Here is a 23253-nt window from a genome sequence, read left to right on the forward strand (position 1 = left end):
GGTGGGACCCGCGATATGGCGGGTTAGGTGGTGCGGCGGCGGTAGGAGAGGGCGGCGGCTACCGCGCCGGCTACGGCGCCGGCGCCGATTACGCTGGGGACGCCGATTTTGGCGGCTTTGCGGCCGGTGCGGAAGTCGCGGATCTCCCAGCCCCGGCGACGGGCCACGTCGCGCAGGTCGGAGTCCGGGTTGACCGCCACCGCCGTGCCGACCACGGACAGCATCGGCACGTCGTTCACCGAGTCCGAGTACGCGGTGCAGCGGCGCAGGTTGAGGCCTTCCCGGGCGGCCAGCGCGCGGACCGCGTGCGCCTTGGCCGGTCCGTGCAGCACCTCGCCGACCAGGCGGCCGGTGTAGAGGCCGTTCTCGCTCTCGGCCACGGTGCCCAGCGCACCGGTCAGGCCCAGCCGGCGGGCGATGATGTTCGCCAGCTCCACCGGGGTGGCGGTGACCAGCCAGACCCGCTGGCCGGCGTCCAGGTGCATGTTGGCCAGCGCGCGGGTGCCCGGCCAGATGCGGTCGGCCATCATCTCGTCGTAGATCTCCTCGCCGAGCTCCACGATCTCCGCCACCGAACGGCCGGCGACGAAGGAGAGCGCGCTGTCCCGGCTGTCGTGCATGCCCTGCCGGCTCTCCTTGCCCAGAGCCCGGAACTTGAGCTGCTGCCAGGCGAACCCGGCCAGGTCGGAGGTCTCGAAGAACTTGCGCGAGGCGAGGCCACGGGCGAAGTGGAAGATCGACGCGCCCATCATCAACGTGTTGTCCACGTCGAAGAACGCGGCGGCGGTGAGGTCCAGCGGAATGGCCTCACCGGACGCGTCCCGCGCCTGCTGTTCGGGTAACGGGTTGGCCAGCGCCGCAGCGGCGGAGGCCTCGCCGGCGATCTCGGCCGGCGTGGTGGTGCGGCGGGTATCCGTCGAAGCAGACACGGTCTGCCCGGCGGCCTCCGAGGGCCCGACCGGTTCGGCCGAACCTGGGGAGACCGCCGCGCCAGGATCAGGTGGGACAGCCACCCAACGCCTCCGATCAGCGGGGTGTGTGCGTACCTGTCCAGGGTACTGCGATGAGCGCCTGGCGCAGGTCGTGCCGCGCCTTAGTTGCTCGGCGGCTGCAGACCGGGCAGCAGCGGCTCGAGCAGGTTCGGCGGCTTGGGCTGCTCGGCCGGGCTCTTCTCCGGTAGCAGGTCGTTGTTGCCGCGCACCTGCTGCCGGTCGTGCAGCCCGCCGAGGCCGTCCCGGTTGTTGCCGAACAGCCCGGACTCCTCGCTCTTCTTGTCCGACTTGTCGCTCTTGTTCGCGCTGGAGGACCCGTCGGAGTCCGAGTCACTGCTCGACGGCGAGGACGGCTTGACCGACTTCACCGATTCGCTGGGCACCAGCGACTTGGTCGGCGCCGGCGCGTCCTTCACGCTGCACGCGCCCTTGGCCGGCAACGGGCCGAGCTGGTCCGACTCGGAGGACAGCACCCGGTCACAACCCTGCCGGTTGCTCACCGACTGGGCGCGGGTGCGCACGTCCTCCAGCTGGCGCAGCGAGTGGTCCGCGTCCGCCTGGGACTCGGCCGGCAGCGAGGTGCGCATCGAGGACAGCTTGTCGTGCTGGCCCTCCGCCCAGTTGGCCAGCGAGCCCATCTGCGCCTTGTTGTTCGCGCCGGAGGAGAGCGCCATCCGGGAGCCGGCGGCGGTCTGCTCGTCGAAGCCCTTCAGCGCCTGGCTGATGTCCTGGCCCTTGGTGGCCGCCGGCGCGGACTGCTGCTGGTTCAGCTCGCGCACCTCGTCGATGCGGGTGGCCGCGACGTCCAGCTGCCGCTGGGCCTTGTTGCCCTGGCCCGGCGTGACCCCGACGATGGCCGACTCGGTGGCCTGCTTGACGCCGTAGAGACTGTCGCCGGGCAGCGCGCCCTGGCTGAACATCGCCCCGCCACCGGTCACCGCGATCACCATCAGGCCGGCGGCGGCGCTGGCGCTGATCAGGCTGCGCTTGGCCGGGCTCGGGGCCTGGGTGGGAGTGCGGTGCCGGCCTCGGCGGAACAGCGAGACCACGTTGTTCGGGCGGACGGATTCGACGTCCTCGTCGTTGGCCTTGGCGATCAGCTCGGTGGCCGGGAGCGGGACATCGGTCAGGGTCTCGGGGTTCACCGACTCGTCAACCTGCGGAATGACACTGGTGTCATTCGAGTCAACACTCGATGGAGTGGCGGGCGCCGACATGATTTCGGCCGCCTCGGCCATCACCCGGGCGCGCATCCTGGCGGACGCATCCGCGCTGGGTGCCAGTGTCTCGCCGCTGCGCTGCAGCAACGCGACCAGCTCCAGCTCACGACGGAGTTCCTCGTCGCCGATGCTCGCGGTGTCGAGCCCTTGCTCCACCGCGGCGGCGAACCGTTCGCGCCTCTGGCCTTCGCCCGCTGACATGTCTCTGGTCCTCACTGCGTCACCACGCTCCCCCGACCCTGACCTTCACAACGAGTCAGGACCCCAGTGGTTACGGGGGTGAGGCTGTTCATCATATCGGGTGACTGAATTACAAAGCCTGTGCGCCACGTGATCGCGCTGTGTAACCCCGCGCGCGGGTTCCCGCCACTCACCGGAGTCCTTCGGGCAGTAGTTGGGCCAGACGTCGTACCGCTCGGTGTTGCAGGGCCTTCACCGCGCCCTCGTTCCGCCCCATCAGGCGAGCGGTCTCCGCGACCGAGAGCCCCTGGAGGAAGCGCAGCGCGATGCACTCCTTCTGGTCGGAGTTGAGCTTGGCCACGCAGCGGAGCAACTCCTCATAGGTGGCGCCGTTCAGTACCTGCTGCTCGGGGCCGCTGGTGCTGGGGGAGAGGTCGGCGATCTCGGAGGTGGTCTGCTCCAGCCGGTAGCGGCTGGACTTCACGTGGTCGAGCACCAAGTTGCGGGCGATCGTGACGAACCAGGCGCCGATGTCCCGGCCCTGGTAGCTGACCGAGTTGATCCGGCGCAGGGCGCGCAGGAAGGTCTCGGCGGTCAGGTCCTCGGCCAGCTGCCGGTCACTCACCCGGAACAGCACGTAGCGGAACACCATCTCGTGGTAGCGGTCGTACAGCTGGCCGAAGGCCTGCTGGTCGCCGGCCTGGGTGGCCCGGACCAGGTCCCAGCCGGCCAGCCCGTTCGAGTCGGCACCGGACCCGCCGGCCGCCTCACCGGCTTCCAGCATGTCCGACTCGTAATCGTCGTCCTCGCGGTCCTTGGCGGCCGGGTCCTCCGGCGACAGCGGCGGGACCACCGGGGTGGCCTGCGACTGCACCGGTGCGCTGCGTGGCTCGGCGACCCGGGGGTGGTCGCCGGTTGCCGGGGGCCGCGCCGGTGGGTTGGCCGGCGCGTTCCCGATGGGGGGCGGAGGGACCTCGTCGGGGCGAGGTCGGGGGAGCACCGGCACCTGGTAACCCGGCCGGCCGCCGTTGGGGCCGGGGGCGCGGGTGCCGCGCTGGTCCATGCGCTGTGTGGCGGGGTCCATGTTCCTCGTCGGGGAAATGTGACCAGCGACTTCCGAATCCGGGCGTTGCCCGGAGCGCAGAAGCCTCGTTGGTCGATATGGCCGGGTCACGATTCCCGGAGGGGACGCCGTGCTGGAACCGAATCAGTTCCTCGAGAACGAAAGTGGCTCGAGCCAGTCTTCATATGGCGCTCCCTCGGGATCGACGGTGCCAGGCGGCCGTCCCCGCCTGCCCATGCCGGCCGTGCAGGGGAGCATAGGGCCGACCGGGTTGACCCTTTCACCACCACCCCACGTTCTCGGCAGGCAGCCGGTGAACGGCCTGTGACGCGCGGTCGGCGCAGTCTTTGGGTCGTTCGGCGGTCGACGGGCGTGTCGCTCGCGGGACGAACGGGTGCTCCGGCTCGACGAATGGGTGACGGTGCGTGTGTGGCGCCGTCAGATGGGCGCTGACACGTTCCACACCGCTCGGCCGCGCGTGCCAGACTTTCGCGGTGACCAGCCGACCGGAGCCAGTGCCGAACCCGGAGCCGACCGCCGACGTGAGCCCAGTGACCCCGCAAGGCAATGTGGCCGACCTGGTGGCCGCCGCGAGCCGCCGAGGCGCGGACCATCCCGCGCTGGTCGAGCCGGGGTTGGGCCGCACTCTCAGCTGGGCGGAGGTGGACGCGGGGGCGAACGCCGAGGCGGCCCGGTTACGCGCCGCCGGCGTGCAACCGGGGGATCGGGTGCTGATCCGGCTGGGCCACGGCGCTCCTTACTGTCTTGCGCTGTTCGGCGCACTGCGGGTTGGTGCGATCGCCGTGCCGGTCGGGCCGGAGGCCAGCGCCCGCGAGCTGGACGTGATCGCCGGCGACTGCACGCCCGGCGTGATGGTGGCCGAGCCCGGCGACGAGATCGTGGACGTGCTCGCCTCGGCCAACTCGGCCCGGCGGCTGGACCCGCCGGAGACCGAGGTGGGCGCGGTCGCCGGCGCGACTCCGGTCGGGGGCGGCGAGGACATCGCGGTGCTCGGCTACACCTCCGGCGTGACCGGGGTGCCCCGGGGCGTGCGCATCTCGCACCGCGCGCTGCTGGCCAACCGCGCACAGGTGGCGGCATTGCGCCCGGTGCCGGTGAGCCCGGCGGACCGGGTGCTGCTGCAGTGGCCGATGTCGCACGCCTACGGGCTGGGCGCCGGGCTGCTACAGGTCTGCTGGGCCGGGGCGACCACGGTGCTGACCGACCGGTTCGACGTGCGCGAGGTGGTGGAGGGCATCCGCCGGGAACGGGTCACCGTGCTGGCCGGGGTGCCCGCGCTGTACCGGGCCATGGTGGAGCTGCCGCAGGCCGGGCTGCGCGAGTCGCTGGTCACCCTGCGGCTGGCCATGGCCGGCGGGGCGCCGCTGGCCTCCGAGCTGGCCGCCGAGTTCTCCCAGGCCTGCGGGTTGCAGCTGTTCGAGGGCTACGGGCTGACCGAGACCGGGCCGGTGCTGACCAGCACGCTGGTCGGCGGGCTGGCGAAGGCCGGCTCGGTCGGCCGCCCGCTGCCCGGTGCTCTGGTGGGCGACATCGAGGTCGCCGGGGTGGAACTGCGCCTGGTGGACAGCCACGGTGCGGACATCCACGCCGCCGCCGACGACGAGGACGAGGACGACGAGCCGGACACCGGGCTGGTCGCGGTGCGCGGCCCGAACCTGTTCTCCGGGTACTGGCCGGACGGTGCCGGCGGGCCGGACGAGGACGGCTGGTTCCGCACCAACGACGTCGGCTACGTCGACGCGGACGGCGACCTGCACCTGGTGAACCGGGCCAGCGACCTGGTGATCGTGAACGGGTTCAACGTGTACCCGCGCGAGGTGGAGCTGGTGCTGGACGAGCTGGCCGGGGTGACCGAGGCGGCCGTGGTCGGGGTGCCCGACCCGAACTCCGGCCAGGCGGTGAAGGCGCTGCTCGTGTTGGCCCCCGGCGCGGAGCTGGACCCGGATGCCGTGCGCGAGCACTGCCTGGCCCGGCTGGCCCGGTTCAAGGTGCCGGCCGTGGTCGAGTTCGTGGACTCGCTGCCCCGCTCGGCCACCGGCAAGATCAACCGGGCGGTGTTGCGGGTGGCGGCCTCGTGAGCGGTTTCCCGGAGTTCGCCGGGAACCCGGTGACCGTGCTCACCCGGCGGGAGTGCTCGCTGTGTGAGAAGGCGGTCGGTGAGGTTTCCCGGATATGTGAGCCGCTCGGCGTGCGCTGGGTACCGGTGGACGTGGACACCGACCCGGAACTGCGCGCGGAGTTCGGCGACCGGGTGCCGGTGATCCTGATCGACGGTGCGGAGCATGGGTTCTGGCGGGTCGAGGAGAAACGGTTCCGGGCGGCTCTCGCGCGGCGGTAGTGGTCCGGTTTAAAGATCGGCTTGGACGGTCTCGCGTGGCGGTAGGGGTTCGGTGCCGGTTTTAAAGATCGGCTTGGACGGCCACGGTGGGTGGGCTGCCGCGGCTTGGCAGCGGCCTGTTGCGTTGGCGGCGGCCCATTGCGTTGGCGGCCGAGCCTGTTTCGGCTCGGCTCGGCTGAGCCTTGGGCGGCTCGGCTCGGCGGGCCTTGGGCAGCTCAGCTTGCCGGGCTTTGGGCGGCTCGGCTCGGCTGGGCCCTGGCGGCTCAGCTCGGCCGGGTCGGCCCCGCCTCGGCGCATGATCAGCATGACATGGTGGTCGCCTTCGTTCGCTTGAGGCGGCCGCCATGTCATGGTGACCTTGAAACGGTGATCATCAGGGCATGGCGGCCCTTTTCGGGCGTGTGAAGCGGCCCTGGTGCCCTGATGACCATGGAACGGTGACCATCGGCGCCTGATGATCATGAAACGTGAGAGGCCGCGCCCGAGCCGCGGTAGACCACCCACGCGCGGCCGTCCAAGCCGATCTTTAAAACCGCCGCCCGCAACCATTACCGAAGCCTGACGGTTTCCCCTCCCGGGGCCGCTGAGCTGGTAGGACCGGGGGCATGGTGGATGCCCGGTTGGGCCGGGGCACCTCGGTGGGTGTCTCGGTGCTCTCGTTCGGCCTCGCGCTCGGCGTCGGGCAGCTGGTGGCCGGACTGCTCGCGCCGCTGTCCGCGCCGTACCAGGCGGTGGCGGCGGCGGTGGTGCGGTTGGCGCCGGCCTGGTTGGTGGAGTTCGGCAAGTCGCTGGCCTACCCCGGGCTGCCGGCCGGCGTGGCGGACAAGGCGACGCTGCTGGTCGGCGTCGGGGTGGTGGTGCTGCTGGTGGCGGTGCTGGCCGGGCTGGCCGCCCGGCGGCGGGTGCAACCGGCGCGGCGGGTGCTGCTGGCGGTCGGCGTGGTCGGGCTGGCGGCCGTGGCCACCTCGCCCACCTTCGCCCTGCTGGACGTGTTCGCGCCGCTGGCCGCGCTGACCGCCGGCTGGCACTGCCTGGGCTGGTTGCACTCCTGGGCACTGGCCGCGGAGACGGAGCGGGCGGTCGAGGCCGAGCGGCCGGCGGCGGGGTGCACCGAGGGGCGTGCGGCCGGGCGCACCGAGGCGCCGGCGGCAGGGCGGACCGAGGGGCTGGCGGCCGAGCGGACCCAGGCACCGGCGGCCGAGTGGACCGAGGGACCTGCGGTCGGGCACACCGAGGCGTCGGCGGCGTGCCGGACCGAGGCGCCGGCGGCCGAGCGGACCCAGGCGTCGGCGGCGGGGCGGACCGGGGGGCCAGGGGGATCCGGGGCCCGGACCGGGCCGTCCGGTGACCGGGCGGGGTGGGGGCGGCGGGCGGTTCTCACCGCCGGGGCGGCGGTGGGGGCGGGCCTGCTCGGCACGCTGGCCGGTGGTGGGCGGGGTTCGGTCGGGGTGGCGCCGGGTGGTGTCGCGTTCCCAGCCGCGCCGCCGGTGCCGCCGGGCGCGGACTTCGTGGCCCAGGGCACGCCCACCTTCGTCACCCGCAACGAGGACTTCTACCGGATCGACACCGCCCTGCGGGTGCCGGCGATCTCGCCGGCGGACTGGTCGCTGCGCATCCACGGCCTGGTCGACCGGGAGCTGACCCTGAGCTACGCCGACCTGGTCGCGCGGCCGATGGTGACGCGGCCGGTCACGCTCGCCTGCGTGTCCAACGAGGTCGGCGGCGACCTGATCTCCACCTCCCAGTTCACCGGGGTGGACCTGCGGGAGGTGCTGCTGGCCGCCGGCCCGAAGGCCGGTGCCGACCAGGTGCTCTCCACCAGCGAGGACGGCTGGACCTGTGGCACCCCGCTGGACGTGCTCCTGGAACCCGACCGGGGCGCGCTGCTCGCGGTGGGCATGAACGGCCAGCCGCTGCCGCTGGAGCACGGGTATCCGGTGCGCATGGTGGTGCCGGGGCTCTACGGCTACGTCTCGGCCACCAAGTGGGTGGTGGACCTGGAGCTGACCACCTTCGCGGAGAAACAGGCGTACTGGTTGGAACGCGGCTGGGCGGAGCGCGCGCCGATCAAGACGCAGGCCCGGATCGACCGGCCGCGCGCCGGCGAGCCGATGCCGGCGGGCCGGGTGGTCGCCGCCGGCATCGCCTGGGCCCAGCACCGGGGCGTGGAACGGGTGGAGGTGCGGGTGGACCGGGGACCCTGGCAGCCGGCCGAGCTGGCCACCGACGTGAGCCGGGACACCTGGCGGATGTGGCGGGCCACGCTGGACGTGCCGCCCGGCCCCCACCTGCTGCAGGCGCGCGCGGCCGACGCCACCGGGGTGTGGCAGACCGAGATCCGCGCGTCGCCGGTGCCGGACGGGGCCAGCGGTTATCCGGAGGTCTCCTTCCTCGCGCGATGAGGTAGCTCGTTGGGGGGAGGTTGCTCTCCCGCCGGGAGCGGCGGCTCGTTAGGGGATTAGGGTCCGCGCACGATTCCGGTGCGTGTTTGAGTCGTGACCCGTCGTGTTCGTTCCCGGCAAGGAGGACCTGGCCCGTGAAGAGGACCATGAAGACCCAGCGGCTGTTGATGGCCGGCATGGCCGCCCTGCTCGCGGTCGGTATCAGCGCCTGCGGCGGGGATGTGATCGGCGAGCAGGGTCCGACCTCGCCCGCGCCGGCCCCCGCCGCGCCGGGGAACCCGGACGGTGTGACCAACGTCGCGCAGATGTTCGGTCCGGCCTGCGCCCAGCTGCCCCAGGGCGGCACGCCGGGTTCCGCGGTCCGCGCCGCCGGGCTGGGCACGGCCGACGCGATCACCGCCTCACCGCTGCTGCGCACCATGACCAATGCGCTGAACCAGTCCGGACTGGCCGGCCAGGTGAACAGCGAGCCGGGCGTCACCGTGTTCGCGCCGTACGACCGCGGCTTCACCAACCTCCAGCAGAACCTGGGCCAGCCGCGCTACGACGCCCTGTTCGCGGACAAGGCCAAGCTCACCGACGCGGTGAAGTACCTGGTGGTGGTGAAGCGCTACGACCGGGCCGGGCTGGCCGGGGCGAAGAACGTGACCACCCTGCAGGGCGGCAGCCTGAAGATCACCGATGCGGGTGACACGATGAACATCACCGACAACGCCGGGACCACCGCGCACGTGCTGTGCGGAAACATCCCGACCCGCAACGGCACGCTGTTCCTGATCGACAACGTGCTGCAGCCCCGGCAGCCGTAACCTCAGGCGTTAGAGCTGGTCACAGCTTCGGAAGTCGCACTAGCAGACGCGGACCAAGATCGCTACTTTGTGCCTGCGTTCACAAGCGGCTACCGTAGTTCGCGGCGCCGTAACACCGGCTGAAATTCGCTATACACACCGGCCCCCGCGAAGACCTCGCTGATGAGCGGTGTGGTGTCGGCGCCGACCCATACGACCAGCTCAGTGACCGAGGAGACGCCAGCGTGACGTTGCAGCCGCGGGCCGCCCTCCCCGGAAACGGTACGGGGAGCGGTACGGCCCAGAGCAACGGCGCGAAGCTGGACCGGGCAATTCCGGAAGCCACCGTCGCCCGGCTCGCGGTGTACCTGCGGGTACTCGGCGACCTGGCGGCGACCGGCTCGGAGACCGTGTCCAGCGAGGACCTCGCGGCGGCCGCCGGGGTCAACTCGGCCAAGCTGCGCAAGGACCTCTCCTACATCGGGTCCAACGGCACCCGGGGGGTCGGCTACGAGGTCGCCCGGCTGGTGCGCCAGATCGAGCACATCCTCGGGCTGACCCAGCGGCACGGGGTCGCGCTGGTCGGCGTCGGGAACCTGGGTCACGCGCTGGCCGGGTACAGCGGCTTCGCCAGCCGGGGCTTCCCGCTGCGCGCGCTGTTCGACGTGGACTCCGACCTGCTGGGCATCCACATCAACGGCATCCTGGTGGAGCACGCGGACCGGATCCCGGAGGTGTGCGCGGAGCGAGGCGTGACCATCGGGGTGATCGCCACCCCGGGGCCGGCCGCGCAGGCGGTGTGCGACCGGCTGGTCGCGGCCGGCGTGCGGTCGATCCTGAACTTTGCGCCGCAGGTGCTCCAGGTGCCCGAGGAGGTCGAGGTGCGCAAGGTGGACCTGGCCGTGGAGATGCAGATCCTCTCCTTCCACGTGGCCCGCCGGCACGGCGAGGGTGGGCAGGGCGGGAGCGGCGGCGTGAACGGCGAGGCCGGCGCGGAACGGCCGGTGGTGGTTCCGCAATGAGCCTGCTGGTGGTCGGACTCTCCCACCGCAGCGCTCCGGTCGACGTGCTGGAGCGGGTGGCGGTCTCCGGTGAGGACGTGCCGAAGCTGCTGGACGAGCTGACCCGGGGTGGCCGGGTCGGTGAGGTCATGGTGCTCTCCACCTGCAACCGGGTCGAGGTCTACGCCGTGGTGGAGGCCTTCCACGGCGGGCTGGCCGACGTGTCCGGCGTGCTCGCCCGGCACGCCGGGGTGGCGGTCGGCGAGCTGTCCGCGCACCTTTACGTGCACTACGCCGCGTCGGCGGTCGAGCACCTCTTCGCGGTGGCCGCCGGGCTGGACTCGATGGTCATCGGCGAGGCGCAGATCCTCGGCCAGCTGCGCACCGCCTACCAGGCGGCGACCGAGGCGGACACCGTCGGCCGGGTGCTGCACGAACTGGCCCAGCAGGCGCTGCGGGTCGGCAAGCGGTCGCACGCGGAGACCGGGATCGACAAGGCCGGCGCCTCGGTGGTCTCCGAGGGGTTGGCGCTGGCCGGCGAGGCGCTGGGCGATCTCAACGGCGTACAAGCACTGCTGGTCGGCGCCGGTTCGATGGGTGGGCTGGCCGCCGCCGCGCTGCGCCGCGCCGAGGTGGCCGGGCTGGTCATCGCCAACCGCACCGAGGAACGGGCGCGCCGGCTGGCCGCCACGGCCGCCGAGAACGGACTGGCCGCCCGGGCCACCACGCTGGACAAGCTGCCCGCCGAGCTGGCCGAGGCCGACCTGCTGGTCACCTGCACCGGTGCGGTGGGCACCGTGCTCACCTCGGCCACCGTGGCCACGGCGGCCGCCGGCCGGGCCGCCCGGCCACTGGTGATCTGCGACCTCGGGCTCCCCCGGGACGTGGACCCGGCGGTGGCCGACCTGACCGGGGTCACCGTGATCGACCTGGCCACGCTGAACGAGCGGCTCGGCAACCGCGCCGAGGGCGCCACGGTCCGCGCGGTGCGCGAGATCGTCTCCGCCGAGGTGGCCACCTACCTGTCCGCGCAGCGCTCCGCCGAGGTCACCCCCACGGTCACCGCGCTGCGCCGGCGCGCCGCCGAGGTGGTGGACGCCGAGCTGCTGCGCATGTCCGGCCGGCTGCCCGACCTGGACCCCCAGGTCCGCGACGAGCTGGCCCGGACCGTCCGCCGCGTGGTGGACAAACTGCTGCACACCCCGACCGTGCGGGTGAAACAACTGGCCGAGGCGCCGGGCGGCGACACCTACGCGGAGGCGCTGCGCGAGCTGTTCGGGCTCGACCCGCAGGCGCCGGCCGCCGTGGCCGCCATGCGCGCGAACGGGCCGGGCGAAGGCGGATCCGTCCAGGTGGACGGCATGATCGCCGGCGTCCCGACCGTAGCGTCGGCAGAGAGAGCCTCGGCGCCGACCGTGGCTTCAGCGGAGAGAGCCTCGGCGCCGCACGACCAGATCCCCAGAGACGGAGCGTCATGAGCTCACCAAGCCAACGGGTTTTGCGGATCGGCACCCGGGGCAGCGCGCTGGCGGTCGCCCAGGCCAACTGGGTGGCCGGGGCGATCCGGGCCGCCGGTTGCCCGGTCGAGCTGAAGGTGGTGCGCACCACCGGCGACGAGTCGGCCGCGCCGATCCCCGAGCTCTCCGCGAAGAGTGGCACCGGCATCTTCACCAACGCGCTGCGCGAGGCCCTGGCCCGCGGCGAGGTGGATTTCGCGGTGCACTCCATGAAGGACCTGCCCACCGAACCGGACCCCCGGCTCACCCTGGCCGCCGTGCCGGTGCGGGAGGACCCCCGGGATGCCCTGGTGGCGCGGGACGGCCTGGTGCTGGGCGAGCTGCCGGCCGGCTCGTTGATCGGTACCGGCTCGCCCCGGCGGACCGTTCAGCTGAACGCGCTCGGGCTGGGCCTGGACGTGCGGCCCATCCGGGGCAACGTGGACTCCCGCATCCGGCAGGTGCGGGACGGCAAGCTGGATGCCGTGGTCGTCGCCCGCGCCGGGCTCGCCCGGCTGGGGCGGCAGGCCGAGATCACCGAGACGCTCGACCCCTTGCAGATGCTCCCCGCGCCCGCACAGGGTGCGCTCGCCCTGGAATGCCGGGTCGAGGACCTGGAGACCGAGCACCGGTTGGCCGCACTGGAGGACCCGGCCACCCGGGCCTCGGTGATCGCGGAGCGCGCCACCCTGCGCGCCCTGGAGGCGGGCTGTAGCGCGCCGTTCGGGGCATTGGCCGAGGTTGTCGAGGATCTCGACGACGAAGGCCGGGTTGTGGAAATTCTGTCGCTGCGCGCCGTCGCGGCGACGCCCGAGGGCGCCCTGCTGCGTGCCTCGACCATTGGACCGATATCCGAAGCCGCGTCGCTGGGGATTGCCCTGGCGGCCGAATTGCTCGACTTGGGCGCCGAATCGCTACCCGCGGCCGGTGGCCCCGCGCACCGTTAGATCGGGGAGATCCGAGAAATGAACCGTACGCACAGCACAAGCCGGATCGCCTTCGTGGGCAGCGGCCCGGGGGACCCCGGCCTGCTCACGGTGCGCGCCCGGGAAACCCTCGGCGCCGCGCCGCTGATTGTCACCGACCCGGACGTACCCGAGGCGATCCTGGCGCTGGCCGCCGACGGCGCCGAGGTCCGGCCGGCGGTCGGCGACCCGGCCGAGGTGGCCAAGGACCTGATCGCGGAGGCCGTCGGCGGCCGCCCGGTGGTCCGCCTGGTCGCCGGTGACCCGCTGACCGCCGACTCGGTGGTCGCCGAGGCCGCCGAGGTGGCCCGGGGCGAGGTGCCGTTCGACGTGATCCCCGGCGTACCCGCCGCCACCGCCGTTCCGGCCTACGCCGGCGTGGCGCTGGGCTCCAACTACTCGGTGGCCGACGCGCGCGGCCGGGTGGACTGGGCGAGGCTGGCCGCCGGTCCGGAGCCGGTGGTGCTGCACGCCACCGGCGCGCACCTGCCGGAGATCATCACCGGGCTGGCTTCCCAGGGCGTGCCGGAGCACACCCCGGTGACCGTGACCGCCGAGGGCACCTGCTCGGTGCAGAAGACCGTGGTCAGCTCGCTGGCCACGCTGGTCACCGACTCGGCCGCGCTGGGCGGCCCGCTGGTGCTCACCGTGGGCGAGGCGGTGCGCCGCCGGGAGACGCTGTCCTGGTGGGAGTCCCGCGCGCTGTACGGCTGGCGGGTTCTGGTGCCCCGCACCAAGGACCAGGCCGGCGTGATGAGCGAGCGGCTGCGGGTGCACGGCGCCATCCCGGAGGAGGTGCCCACCATCGCGGTGGAGCCGCCCCGGTCCCCGGCGCAGATGGAGCGCGCGGTCAAGGGCCTGGTGGACGGGCGCTACCAGTGGGTGGTGTTCACCTCCACCAACGCGGTGCGGGCGATCTGGGAGAAGTTCGCCGAGTTCGGCCTGGACGCCCGGGCGTTCTCCGGCGTGAAGATCGCCTGTGTCGGCCCGGCCACGGCCGAGAAGGTCCGCTCGTTCGGCATCAACCCCGAGCTGGTGCCCGAGGCCAGCGAGCTCACCGAGATCTCCTCGGAGGGCCTGCTGCAGATCTTCCCGCCGCACGACGACATCCTGGACCCGGTGGACCGGGTGCTGCTGCCGCGCGCCGACATCGCCACCGAGACGCTGGCCGCCGGCCTGCGTGACCGGGGCTGGGAGATCGATGACGTCACCGCGTACCGCACGGTGCGCGCCGCGCCGCCGCCCGCCCCGATCCGTGAGGCGATCAAGACCGGTGGGTTCGACGCGGTGTGCTTCACCTCGTCCTCCACGGTGCGCAACCTGGTCGGCATCGCCGGCAAGCCGCACGCGCGCACCCTGGTCGCCTGCATCGGCCCGAAGACGGCGGAGACCGCGAGGGAGTTCGGCCTCCGGGTGGACGTCCAGCCCGACATCTCCCAGGTCCCCAGCCTGGTGGACGCCCTGGCCGCCCACGCCGCCCGCCTCCGCGCCGAAGGCGCCCTCCCTCCCCCGCGAAAGGCGAAGGCCCGCCGCCGCTAACCCCACCCCGCCATATCGCGGGTCTCAACACCTCGTGTCGCGGGTCTCCACATCCCGTGTCGCGGATCTCAACATCCCGTGTCGCGGATTTCGACGCATTGTGTCGCGGTTTCATGCGCTCTGTTCCGGGCCGGTCACGCCCCGGCTCGCCGGCTCGGTGGCGCCGTGCCCGAATCCGCGACATGCCGTGTCGAAATCCGCGACATGGGGTGTGAGGGAGCGCGACATGGGCTGCGGGGGACCGCGATATGGGGTGGGGGGAACCGCGATATGGCGGGGGTGGGAGTCGTAGGGTTGGGGTATGTATCCGGTGCAACGGCCTCGGCGGCTGCGGGTGACTCCGGCGATGCGGCGGTTGGTCGCGGAGACGGAGTTGCGGCCTCGGCACATGGTTCTGCCCATGTTCGTGCGGGAGGGTGCCACGGAGCCGGTGCCGATCGCGTCCATGCCGGGCGTGGTGCAGCACTCCAGGGACTCGCTGCGCAAGGCGGCGGCGGAGGCGGTGCGGGCCGGGGTCGGCGGGTTGATGCTGTTCGGCGTGCCGGCCGAACATGACGCGACCGGGTCCGGCGCGGTCGACCCGGACGGCATCCTGAACGCCGCGCTGCGCGACGTCCGGGCCGAGGTGGGCGACGACACGGTGATCATGTCGGACTGCTGCCTGGACGAGTTCACCGACCACGGGCACTGCGGCGTGCTGGACGAGCAGGGCCGGGTGGACAACGACGCCACGCTGGCCGTGTACGCCGAGATGGCCGTCGCGCAGGCCGATGCCGGGGCGCACCTGATCGGCCCCAGCGGCATGATGGACGGCCAGGTCGGCGTGATCCGGGAGGCGCTGGACGCGGCCGGGTACGCCGACACCGGCATCCTGGCCTACACCGCGAAGTACTCCTCGGCGTTCTACGGGCCGTTCCGGGAGGCGGTGAACTCCCAGCTCAAGGGCGACCGCAAGACCTACCAGCAGGATCCGGCCAACGCCCGCGAGGCGTTGCGCGAGCTGGCACTGGACCTGCAGGAGGGCGCCGACCTGGTCATGGTCAAGCCGGCCATGGCCTACCTGGACATCCTGCGCCTGGTGGCGGACAACTCGGACGTGCCGGTCGCCGCGTACCAGATCTCCGGCGAGTACGCGATGATCGAGGCGGCCGCCGCGAACGGCTGGCTGGATCGGGAGCGCACCGTCCTGGAGACCCTCACCGGTATCCGCCGGGCCGGCGCGGACCTGGTGCTGACCTACTGGGCGGTGGAGGCCGCCGGCTGGCTGGACTGAGCTAGGGTTGATCAGCTCACACCCACCGGGGTGAACCTGGACAGGACAAACGTGTTGCACTGCTGCGGCAATACAAGTTGATGATTTGATATAACGCGTGAACATTGCATATGCGCCACCGGCCGACCAGACCGGGGCCATTCCGCCGGCCCAGGTGCGGGCCTCCTACGCGCTGTTATTCGGCGTCGTGGTGTTTTCCACGCTGAACGCCGTCATCCAGGTCGCCTACCAGATCAGCGGCGTGGCCGTGCCGGTCGGCGCGGTGATCGAGGCGGTGCTGCTGCTGTTGCTGGGCAAGCACATGCGGGACGGCAAGCTGTGGGCGCGGATGGCGCTGCTGAGCGTGGCGTGGGTGTTCGTGGCGGTCAGCCTGCTCGCCCTGTTCGCGCTCTACCAGCTGGAGGACCTGCGCCGGCTGCCCGGCGTCGCCGCGTTCACCGTGGTGTACGTGGTCGGCAAGCTGCTCCTGATCATCGCGGCCACCGTGCTGATGTACCGCCCCGCCGTACGGTCGTACTTCCGCTGACCGCCGCCGCGGCGCCGCCCGTCCGATACGGTGTATCAATTCTGGATCAAGCGGACTAGGGTGCGTGCGTGACCACGCCGTCAGACCCCGCTCAGCAAGGCCAGGGCGACGCGGCCGGCGAGGCTGAGTCCCCATCCCAGGACAGCCCCGCCGCCGAGACCTCAGCCGCCACCGAGGCCGAACAGACAACCGCTTCCCCGGAGGAGAAGGCGCCGTCCAACCGGCTGCCCGCCCGCCGCCCGCCCGAGGTGTGGGCCGGTGCGGTGTTCCTCACCCTCGCGGCGGTGCCGGCGCTGTTCCTCGGCGTGCTGCTCGCCGTGCAACCCGGCCGCACCGGCTCCAACCTGCAGGACACGCTCACCGGCGCCCGTGCCTCCATGGACCTCGGCACGCTGCTCGCCCTGTTCCGGGTGGCCGGCCTGTTGCTGCTGGTGCTCGGCGCGATCTACATCGTGCTGGCCTGGATCGCCACCAAGCCCAACCGGGGCGCGCGCACCATCGTCACCATCATGGCGGCCGTTGAGGTTGCGCTGCTGGTGTTCGCCATGGTGGTGTCCGGGACCGACCCGGTGAGCCTCGGGTTGCTGTTGCTCGCCGTGGCCGGCGCGCTGCTGCTGTACCTGCCGCGCTCGGAGGAGTTCTTCGGGCAGTCCGCCCCGGCCAAGGCCCGCGAGCCGGAGCCGGAGCCGGAGAACGCCACCAGCTGATCCGCCGAGGACTCCCGGCCGGCGCCAGCGGCCGGGAGGCGACTCTGCGAGACTGGCGGCCGTGACTGACGCACCGACATCCGTGTCCTGTCGCCGATCTTCCGAGCTGTTCGACCGGGCCGAGCGGGCCATTCCGGGTGGGGTGAACTCCCCGGTGCGCGCGTTCGGCGCGGTCGGCGGCACCCCCCGTTTCATGACCGCCGGGCAGGGTTGCCGGCTGACCGACGCGGACGGCAACCGGTATGTCGACCTGGTCTGTTCCTGGGGGCCGATGATCCTCGGCCACGCCCATCCCGCGGTGCTGGACGCGGTGCGTTCGGCCGCCGGTGGCGGGCTGTCCTTCGGCGCGCCGACCGAGGGCGAGATCGAGCTCGCCGAGGAGATCATCGCCCGGGTCGAGCCGGTCGACCAGGTGCGACTGGTCAACTCCGGCACCGAGGCCACGATGAGCGCGATCCGGCTGGCCCGGGGGATCACCGGCCGGCCGGCGATCGTCAAGTTCGCCGGTTGCTACCACGGGCACGTGGACGCGCTGCTCGCCGAGGCGGGCTCCGGGGTGGCCACCTTCGGCCTGCCCACCAGCCCCGGGGTCACCGGGGCACAGGCCGCCGACACCATCGTGCTGCCCTACAACGACCTGGACGCGGTGGCGGCGGTGTTCGCCGAGCGCGGGCCGGAGATCGCCTGCGTGATCACCGAGGCGGCCGCCGGGAACATGGGCGTGGTGCCGCCGGCCGAAGGGTTCAACGCCGGCCTGCGCGCGCTCACCCACGCGCACGGCGCGCTGCTGGTGATGGACGAGGTGATGACCGGTTTCCGGGCCGCCCGCGCCGGCTGGTACGGCTGCGAGGGCGTGGCCGGTGACCTGTACACCTTCGGCAAGGTGATGGCCGGCGGGCTGCCGGCCGCCGCGTTCGGCGGCCCGGCCGAGCTGATGAAGCACCTGGCCCCGGCCGGCCCGGTGTACCAGGCCGGCACGCTGTCGGGTAACCCCCTCGCCGTGGCCGCCGGGCTGGCCACGCTGCGCGCCGCCACCGACGAGGTGTACGCCACGCTGGACGCCAACGCGGAGCGCCTGGGCGGGCTGATCACCGCCGCGCTGGCCGCCGAGGGGGTGCCGCACCGGGTGCAGTACGCCGGCAACCTGCTGTCGGTGTTCTTCGCCGAGGAGCCGGTGACCGACTTCGCCTCGGCGCGCGCGGCGCAGACCTGGCGGTTCGCCCCGTTCTTCCAGTCGCTGCTGGAACAGGGGGTGTACGGCCCGCCGAGCGCGTTCGAGACCTGGTTCGTCTCCTCCGCGCTGGACGACGACGCGTTCGAGACGGTGCAACGCGCACTCCCGGCGGCCGCCCGCGCGGCGGCCGGGGCGCGGGTGCCGGCGTGACCCGCACGGTGGTCCACATGCTCCGCCACGGCGAGGTGCACAACCCGGAGGGCGTGCTCTACGGCCGGCTGCCCGGGTACCGGCTGTCCGAGCGCGGCCAGTGGCAGGCCAAGACGGTGGCCGAGGCGCTGGCCGACGAGCCGATCGCCGCCGTGCTGGCGTCCCCGTTGGAACGGGCCCAGCAGACGGCCGCGCCGCTGGTGGCCGGGCGGGACCTCGAAGTGATCACCGAGCCGGGCCTGATCGAGGCGGCCAACGACTTCGAGGGCCGCAAGTTCGGCGTCGGGGACGGCGTGCTGCGCCACCCCGAGTCGTGGGTGAAGCTGCGCAACCCGTTCCGGCCGTCCTGGGGCGAGCCGTACGCGGTGATCGCCGCCCGGATGCGCGCGGCCGCCCACCGCGCCCGCGACCTGGCACCCGGAGGGGTGGCCGTGTGCGTCTCCCACCAGCTGCCCATCTGGACGCTGCGCCGCAACCTGGAGGGCAAGCGGATGTGGCACGACCCGAGGCAGCGCCAGTGTGGCCTGGCCTCGCTGACCAGCCTGGTCTTCGAGGGCGAGAAGCTGGTGGAGATCCGCTACCGGGAACCGGCCGGGGCCAGCGACCCGAAGGTCACCGGCGCGTGAAGGTTCTGCTCTGCGTGCTCCTGGCGGCGTTCGCGCTGACCGGCTGCGCCACCGGGAAGGACGCGGTGGCCCGCGGCGGCGACTTCCAGTTCGTCGCGCCGGGCGGCAAGGACGTGATCACTTATGACCCGCCTTCGGCGCGCGGGGTGCTGCGCACCTTCGGCGGGGAGAGCCTCACCGAGCCCGGCCGGCAGATCGGCATCCAGGACTACCCGGGCAAGGTCGTCGTGATCAACATCTGGGGTTCCTGGTGCGGGCCGTGCCGCGCGGAGATGGCCGACCTGCAACTGGTGTCCCAGCAGCAGGCGGCGGACGGCGTTGTGGTGCTCGGGCTGAACCAGCGGGACTCCCGGGAGGCGGCCGCCGACTTCGCCCGCAACACCGGGGCCACCTACCCGTCGATCTACGACCCGCCCGGCCGCGCGCTGTTCGTGCTGTCCGGGTACCCGCGCAACGTGGTGCCGTCCACCATCCTGCTGGACCGCGAGCACCGGGTCGCCGAGGTGATCCTGCGCCGGGTCCGCCCCGGCGAGCTCACCGAGGCCGTCCGCCGCCTGGCCGCCGAGCCCGCCCCGGGCTAGCGTTCTCCACCCGGCGAACGGGGGCGTGACCGGGCTGTTTACCCTCGGGGGGACATGGACCCGTCCACCAGCCTCGCCATCTCCGGGCCGCCGCTGCTCGCGGTGCTGGTCGCGATCGCGGCCGGCGCGGTCAGCTTCGCCTCGCCGTGCGTGGTGCCGCTGGTGCCCGGTTACCTGGCCTACCTGGCCGGGCTGGTCGGCGCGGACGCGCCGCCGGTCACCCCGGACGAGGCCCGCCGGGGTCGCGGCGGGCGCTGGCGGGTGGCCGGGGCGGCGGTGTTGTTCGTCGCCGGGTTCACCGTGGTGTTCGGCGCGATCATGGTCGGCGTCGTGCGGCTGGCCGACGCGCTGACCCGCAACGAGGAGCTGCTGCAGCGGGTCGGCGGGGTGTTCACCATCCTGATGGGCCTGGCCTTCGTCGGCCTGGTGCCCGCGCTGTCGCGGGAGCGGCGGCTGCACGTGGTGCCGCGCGCCGGGTTGCTCGGCGCGCCGCTGCTGGGCGCGGTGTTCGGGCTGGGCTGGGTGCCGTGCATCGGGCCGACCCTGGCCGGCGTGGTCGCGGTGGCCGCCGGCACCGGCGGCGGTTCGGTGCGCGGGGTGGCGCTGGTGCTGGCCTACTGCGCCGGGTTGGGCCTGCCGTTCGTGCTGATCGCGGTGGGTGCGGCGCGGGCGGTGCGCGCGCTGGCCTGGTTGCGCCGGCACACCAGGGCGGTGCAGATCGCCGGCGGCGCGCTGCTGGTGCTGGTGGGGGTGCTGTTGGTGAGCGGCCTGTGGGGGACGTTGGTGGCCGGCCTGCAGGTGACCATCGCCGGCTTCACCCCGCCGATCTGATGACCCGTTCCGAGACCGACACGGCGCCACCCGATGTGCCGGAAACGCCGACTCAGGGTGCCCAGGACGCCGACTCGCGGGCGTATTTCGCGTTTGTGCGGAACACGTGGCGGGGGCTCACCTCGATGCGGACGGCGTTGGTGTTGCTGTCGTTGCTCGGGGTGGCGGCGTTGCCGGGGGCGTTGCTGCCGCAGCGATCGCTGAACGCCTCGCGCACCGACGAATACCTGGCCCAGCACCCGACCATCGGGCCGTGGCTGGACCGGATGGGGTTCTTCGAGGTCTTCGCCAGCCCGTGGTTCGCGGCGATCTACCTGCTGCTGTTCGTCTCGCTGATCGGCTGCCTGACCCCGCGCGGGCTGGAGTACGCGCGGGCCTGCCGGGCCCGCCCGGTGTCGGTGCCGCGCAACCTGAACCGGCTGCCGCACCACGCGCGCGGCGAGGTGGCGGGTTCGCCCGACGAGGTGCTGGCGGCCGTGCGCGCCCGGTTGAAGGGCTGGCGGCTGGAAATCCGGGGGCACACCGTGTCGGCGGAGAAGGGCTACCTGCGTGAGGCCGGCAACCTGGTGTTCCACCTGGCCCTGGTCGGGCTGCTGATCGGGTTCGCCGCCGGCAAGCTGTTCGGGTACGAGGGCCAGGTCATCGTGCTCACCCAGGGCGGGCAGTTCTGCAACTCCGGCATCCTGAACTACGACTCGTTCCGCGCCGGCACCCTGGTGGACGGCACCTCGCTGAGCCCGTTCTGCGTGCGCGCGGACGACTTCCGCGCCACCTACCAGCCGGACGGCCAGGCCACGTCGTTCCACGCGGACATCGCCTACCAGGCCGGCGACGACCTGACCGCCGGCCCGACCGGCCCCTGGCGGCCCTACGGCCTGGAGGTCAACCACCCGCTGCGGGTGGCCGGGGACCGGGTCTACCTGCTGGGCAACGGCTACGCGCCCCGGTTCACCGTCACCTATCCGGACGGCACCCGGCGCACCCAGGTCATCCAGTGGCGCACCGTGGACCCGACCACGCTGCTCGCCGAGGGCGCCACCAAGTTCGACCCGCCGAACGCCGCCGACCCCCAGCAGTGGCGGAACAACCAGATCGCGGTGACCGGGCTGTTCGCCCCCACCTCGTCCGGCGGCAAGGTGGTCACCTCGGTGTTCCCCGCGCTGCTCCGCCCCGAGGTGGCCGTGGACGTGATGCGCGGCGACCTCGGGCGGGACGACGGCCGGGGTCAGTCGATCTTCGAGATCGACCAGCGACAGGTGGACGCCGGCGTCCTCAAGCGCGTGGCCCGGTCGAACCTGACCCCGGGCGCGGAGATCACCCTCGACGACGGCACCCGGGTACGGTTCGACGACGTGGCGCAGTGGGTGTCCCTGCAGGTGTCCCACGACCCGGCGCAGGAGGCGGTGCTGCTGTTCGCGGTGCTGATGCTCGGCGGACTGGCCACCTCCCTGACCATCAAACGCCGCCGGTTCTGGGCGCGGATCACCCCGGGCGCCTCCGGGCGGACGGAGCTGGAGCTGGGTGGGTTGGCGCGCACCGACCAGGCCGGCTACGGCGAGGAGTTCCACCGCCTCCGCGACGAACTGCTGCCGGAGCGCCCGGCACTTTCGTGATCAGCATGGCATGGTGGCCGGTTTCCGGGGCTGGAGCGGCCCTCATGTCATGCTGACCATGGGGAATCCTCGGTTCGGTCGCGGTGCCGGCTTAAAGGACGGGCTTGGACGGCAGCGGCCGGGCTGGTCTGCCGCGGCTTTGGTTCGGCGGGTTGCGTTGGGGTTGGGCACGGGTCTTGGCTACGCGGCGTGACGGGTCGGCGCGCTCCGGCGAGTGGCAGGCCGGTTCAGCGCGACGACATCCACCTCAGCGGGGTGAACCTCGAGATCAAACCCCTCTCGCGTGGATGTCGTGAACGAACGACCACAGACTCGCCAAAGAAACGGCTACAGCACGTAACAGTCGCACCAAAGCCCCGGCAGCCCGGCAACGGGCACTGCCCGAGCAGCGGCCAGGCGATCATCTGAACCTCCATTCAGTGATCAACAGGGCAGGATGGCCGTCTCGAGGGCGCCGAAGCGGCCATGGTGCCCTGATGACCACGGAAGTGGGGGACAGGCAGCACAAGGGTCACTCGCTGAGTGACAACGGGCAGGACGTAGCGTGTCGGATGATGCGTTGTGGTCCGTGGAGAGGCACTGTGTGATGCAGACCAACGTGGTGCTCGCCCTGTACAGCGACTACGCCTTCCGCACCGCCGTCGTGCTCTACCTGGCGGTCATGGTGCTGCACCTGGCGGAGTACGCGGGCACCCGGAAGCTGAGCCGGGTCCGGGAACCACAGGAGGCCGTCGCGGTCGGCGCCGGCGAGGGCGGTGCCACGGTCACCGACCGGCCGGACGCGGCCACCCCCCGCGAGTGGCCGGCGCGCCTGGGCCGGATGGCCGTCGCGCTGACCATCCTGGGCGCGGCGGTGCACGCCGCGTCGCTGGTGTTGCGCGGGCTGGCGGTGGTGCGCTGGCCCTGGGGCAACATGTACGAGTTCATCTCGGCGATCTGCCTGGCGGCGGTGGTGACCTGGCTGGTCATGCTGCGGCGCTCGCCGGGGCTGCGGGTGATCGGCGCGTTCGTGCTGCTGCCGGTGGAGATCCTGCTGTTCCTCGCGGGTAGCTCGCTGTACGTGAAGGCGGCGCCGGTGATGCCCGCGCTGCAGTCGTACTGGCTGGCCATCCACGTCTCCACGGTCGCCATCTCGTCCGGCCTGCTGATGGTCACCGGTGTCGCCAGCATCCTGTTCCTGCTGCGCAAGCGGGTCTCGGCCCCCGGCGGTGTCCCCGTCGGGCGCCAAACTGGGCGCCCGACCGAAGCCGGCTTCGCCGGGGTGCTGGCGTTGCTGCCCACGTCGGACGCGCTGGACCGGCTGGCCTACCGGATCACCGTCTTCGCCTTCCCGCTCTACACCTTCGCCATCATCGCCGGAGCGATCTGGGCCGAGTCGGCGTGGGGGCGGTTCTGGGGCTGGGACCCCAAGGAGACCGTCGCCCTGGTGGTCTGGGTGGCCTACGCCTGTTACCTGCACGCCCGCTCCACCGCCGGTTGGCGCACCGGGGGAGCGGCCTGGATCAACGTCGTCGGCTTCGCCGCGATCCTGTTCAACCTCTTCTTCGTGAACCTGGTCACCGCCGGCCTGCACTCCTACGCGGGCTTGTAGTGCCGCGGAAACAAGGTCGTCTCACCCGCCTTCGGCGCCCAGCCGGCGCCTCGCGGCGTTGTCGTCGTCGCACGTAGCTCCGCTACGCGCTCCTCCTCCGCCTTGCGAGGCATCCG

General features: G+C 72.5%; 20 protein-coding genes. 17 read left to right on the forward strand and 3 right to left on the reverse strand.

What is annotated here, in order from left to right; all coding sequences use genetic code 11:
* Positions 1-23 precede the first annotated feature (23 nt).
* The 3 genes from ABEB12_RS14275 to ABEB12_RS14285 all read right to left on the reverse strand — a co-directional run bounded on the left by ABEB12_RS14275 (position 24) and on the right by ABEB12_RS14285 (position 3176).
* Positions 24-929: an HAD family hydrolase gene (locus ABEB12_RS14275; protein WP_185063935.1), complete on the reverse strand. Its 906-nt coding sequence runs from the start codon at positions 927-929 to the stop codon at positions 24-26.
* Between the two features lie 164 nt (positions 930-1093).
* Positions 1094-2413 carry a DUF5667 domain-containing protein gene (locus tag ABEB12_RS14280; protein WP_185063936.1) on the reverse strand — a complete coding sequence of 440 codons (1320 nt, stop codon included), beginning with the start codon at positions 2411-2413 and terminating at the stop codon, positions 1094-1096.
* A 169-nt stretch (positions 2414-2582) separates the two neighbouring features.
* Positions 2583-3176: a sigma-70 family RNA polymerase sigma factor gene (locus tag ABEB12_RS14285; protein WP_221498628.1), complete on the reverse strand. Its 594-nt coding sequence runs from the start codon at positions 3174-3176 to the stop codon at positions 2583-2585.
* 773 nt (positions 3177-3949) lie between these two features.
* Here ABEB12_RS14285 and ABEB12_RS14290 point away from each other — a divergent pair.
* The 17 genes from ABEB12_RS14290 to ccsB all read left to right on the forward strand — a co-directional run bounded on the left by ABEB12_RS14290 (position 3950) and on the right by ccsB (position 23137).
* The gene (locus tag ABEB12_RS14290; RefSeq protein WP_345702813.1) at positions 3950-5554 is read left to right on the forward strand and encodes an AMP-binding protein; all 1605 of its coding nucleotides are present in this window, start codon (positions 3950-3952) and stop codon (positions 5552-5554) included.
* Positions 5551-5814: a glutaredoxin family protein gene (locus ABEB12_RS14295; RefSeq protein ID WP_185063937.1), complete on the forward strand. Its 264-nt coding sequence runs from the start codon at positions 5551-5553 to the stop codon at positions 5812-5814. Before ABEB12_RS14290 ends, ABEB12_RS14295 begins: the two co-directional genes overlap by 4 nt.
* Positions 5815-6419: 605 nt before the next feature.
* On the forward strand, positions 6420-8216 hold the full coding sequence (locus ABEB12_RS14300) for a molybdopterin-dependent oxidoreductase (protein WP_185063938.1): 1797 nt from the start codon (positions 6420-6422) through the stop codon (positions 8214-8216).
* A gap of 134 nt (positions 8217-8350) precedes the next feature.
* Positions 8351-9025, forward strand: a complete 675-nt coding sequence (locus ABEB12_RS14305) for a fasciclin domain-containing protein (RefSeq protein WP_185063939.1) — start codon at positions 8351-8353, stop codon at positions 9023-9025.
* A 224-nt stretch (positions 9026-9249) separates the two neighbouring features.
* Positions 9250-10026 (forward strand): redox-sensing transcriptional repressor Rex, encoded by a 777-nt coding sequence (locus tag ABEB12_RS14310; RefSeq protein ID WP_185063940.1) that lies wholly within the window; start codon positions 9250-9252, stop codon positions 10024-10026.
* Positions 10023-11483, forward strand: coding sequence for a glutamyl-tRNA reductase (locus ABEB12_RS14315; protein ID WP_185063941.1), 1461 nt, complete (start codon positions 10023-10025; stop codon positions 11481-11483). Before ABEB12_RS14310 ends, ABEB12_RS14315 begins: the two co-directional genes overlap by 4 nt.
* Positions 11480-12448: a hydroxymethylbilane synthase gene (gene hemC / locus ABEB12_RS14320; protein WP_185063942.1), complete on the forward strand. Its 969-nt coding sequence runs from the start codon at positions 11480-11482 to the stop codon at positions 12446-12448. Before ABEB12_RS14315 ends, hemC begins: the two co-directional genes overlap by 4 nt.
* An 18-nt stretch (positions 12449-12466) precedes the next feature.
* Positions 12467-14005, forward strand: a complete 1539-nt coding sequence (locus tag ABEB12_RS14325; RefSeq protein ID WP_185063943.1) for a uroporphyrinogen-III synthase — start codon at positions 12467-12469, stop codon at positions 14003-14005.
* A gap of 301 nt (positions 14006-14306) precedes the next feature.
* A complete protein-coding gene (gene hemB, locus ABEB12_RS14330) occupies positions 14307-15278 on the forward strand; it encodes a porphobilinogen synthase (RefSeq protein ID WP_185063944.1) in 972 nt (323 codons plus the stop codon).
* A gap of 97 nt (positions 15279-15375) precedes the next feature.
* Positions 15376-15804, forward strand: a complete 429-nt coding sequence (locus ABEB12_RS14335) for a hypothetical protein (protein ID WP_185063945.1) — start codon at positions 15376-15378, stop codon at positions 15802-15804.
* 68 nt (positions 15805-15872) lie between these two features.
* Entirely contained in the window at positions 15873-16511 is a 639-nt protein-coding gene (locus ABEB12_RS14340) for a hypothetical protein (protein ID WP_185063946.1), read from the forward strand.
* Between the two features lie 61 nt (positions 16512-16572).
* A complete protein-coding gene (hemL, locus tag ABEB12_RS14345; protein ID WP_185063947.1) occupies positions 16573-17895 on the forward strand; it encodes a glutamate-1-semialdehyde 2,1-aminomutase in 1323 nt (440 codons plus the stop codon).
* A gap of 17 nt (positions 17896-17912) precedes the next feature.
* On the forward strand, positions 17913-18521 hold the full coding sequence (locus ABEB12_RS14350) for a histidine phosphatase family protein (protein ID WP_185064656.1): 609 nt from the start codon (positions 17913-17915) through the stop codon (positions 18519-18521).
* Positions 18518-19102 carry a redoxin family protein gene (locus ABEB12_RS14355; protein ID WP_185063948.1) on the forward strand — a complete coding sequence of 195 codons (585 nt, stop codon included), beginning with the start codon at positions 18518-18520 and terminating at the stop codon, positions 19100-19102. The genes ABEB12_RS14350 and ABEB12_RS14355 overlap by 4 nt, the downstream gene beginning before the upstream one ends.
* Positions 19103-19156: 54 nt before the next feature.
* Positions 19157-19933 (forward strand): cytochrome c biogenesis protein CcdA, encoded by a 777-nt coding sequence (locus ABEB12_RS14360; RefSeq protein WP_185063949.1) that lies wholly within the window; start codon positions 19157-19159, stop codon positions 19931-19933.
* Complete coding sequence (gene resB, locus ABEB12_RS14365) at positions 19933-21546, forward strand: cytochrome c biogenesis protein ResB (RefSeq protein ID WP_185063950.1); 1614 nt, start codon at positions 19933-19935, stop codon at positions 21544-21546. The genes ABEB12_RS14360 and resB overlap by 1 nt, the downstream gene beginning before the upstream one ends.
* Positions 21547-22132: 586 nt before the next feature.
* Complete coding sequence (gene ccsB, locus ABEB12_RS14370; RefSeq protein WP_185063951.1) at positions 22133-23137, forward strand: c-type cytochrome biogenesis protein CcsB; 1005 nt, start codon at positions 22133-22135, stop codon at positions 23135-23137.
* Positions 23138-23253 lie beyond the last annotated feature (116 nt).

It is taken from the genome of Actinospineispora eucalypti (genome assembly GCF_039543365.1).
Lineage (GTDB): Bacteria > Actinomycetota > Actinomycetes > Mycobacteriales > Pseudonocardiaceae > Pseudonocardia > Pseudonocardia eucalypti.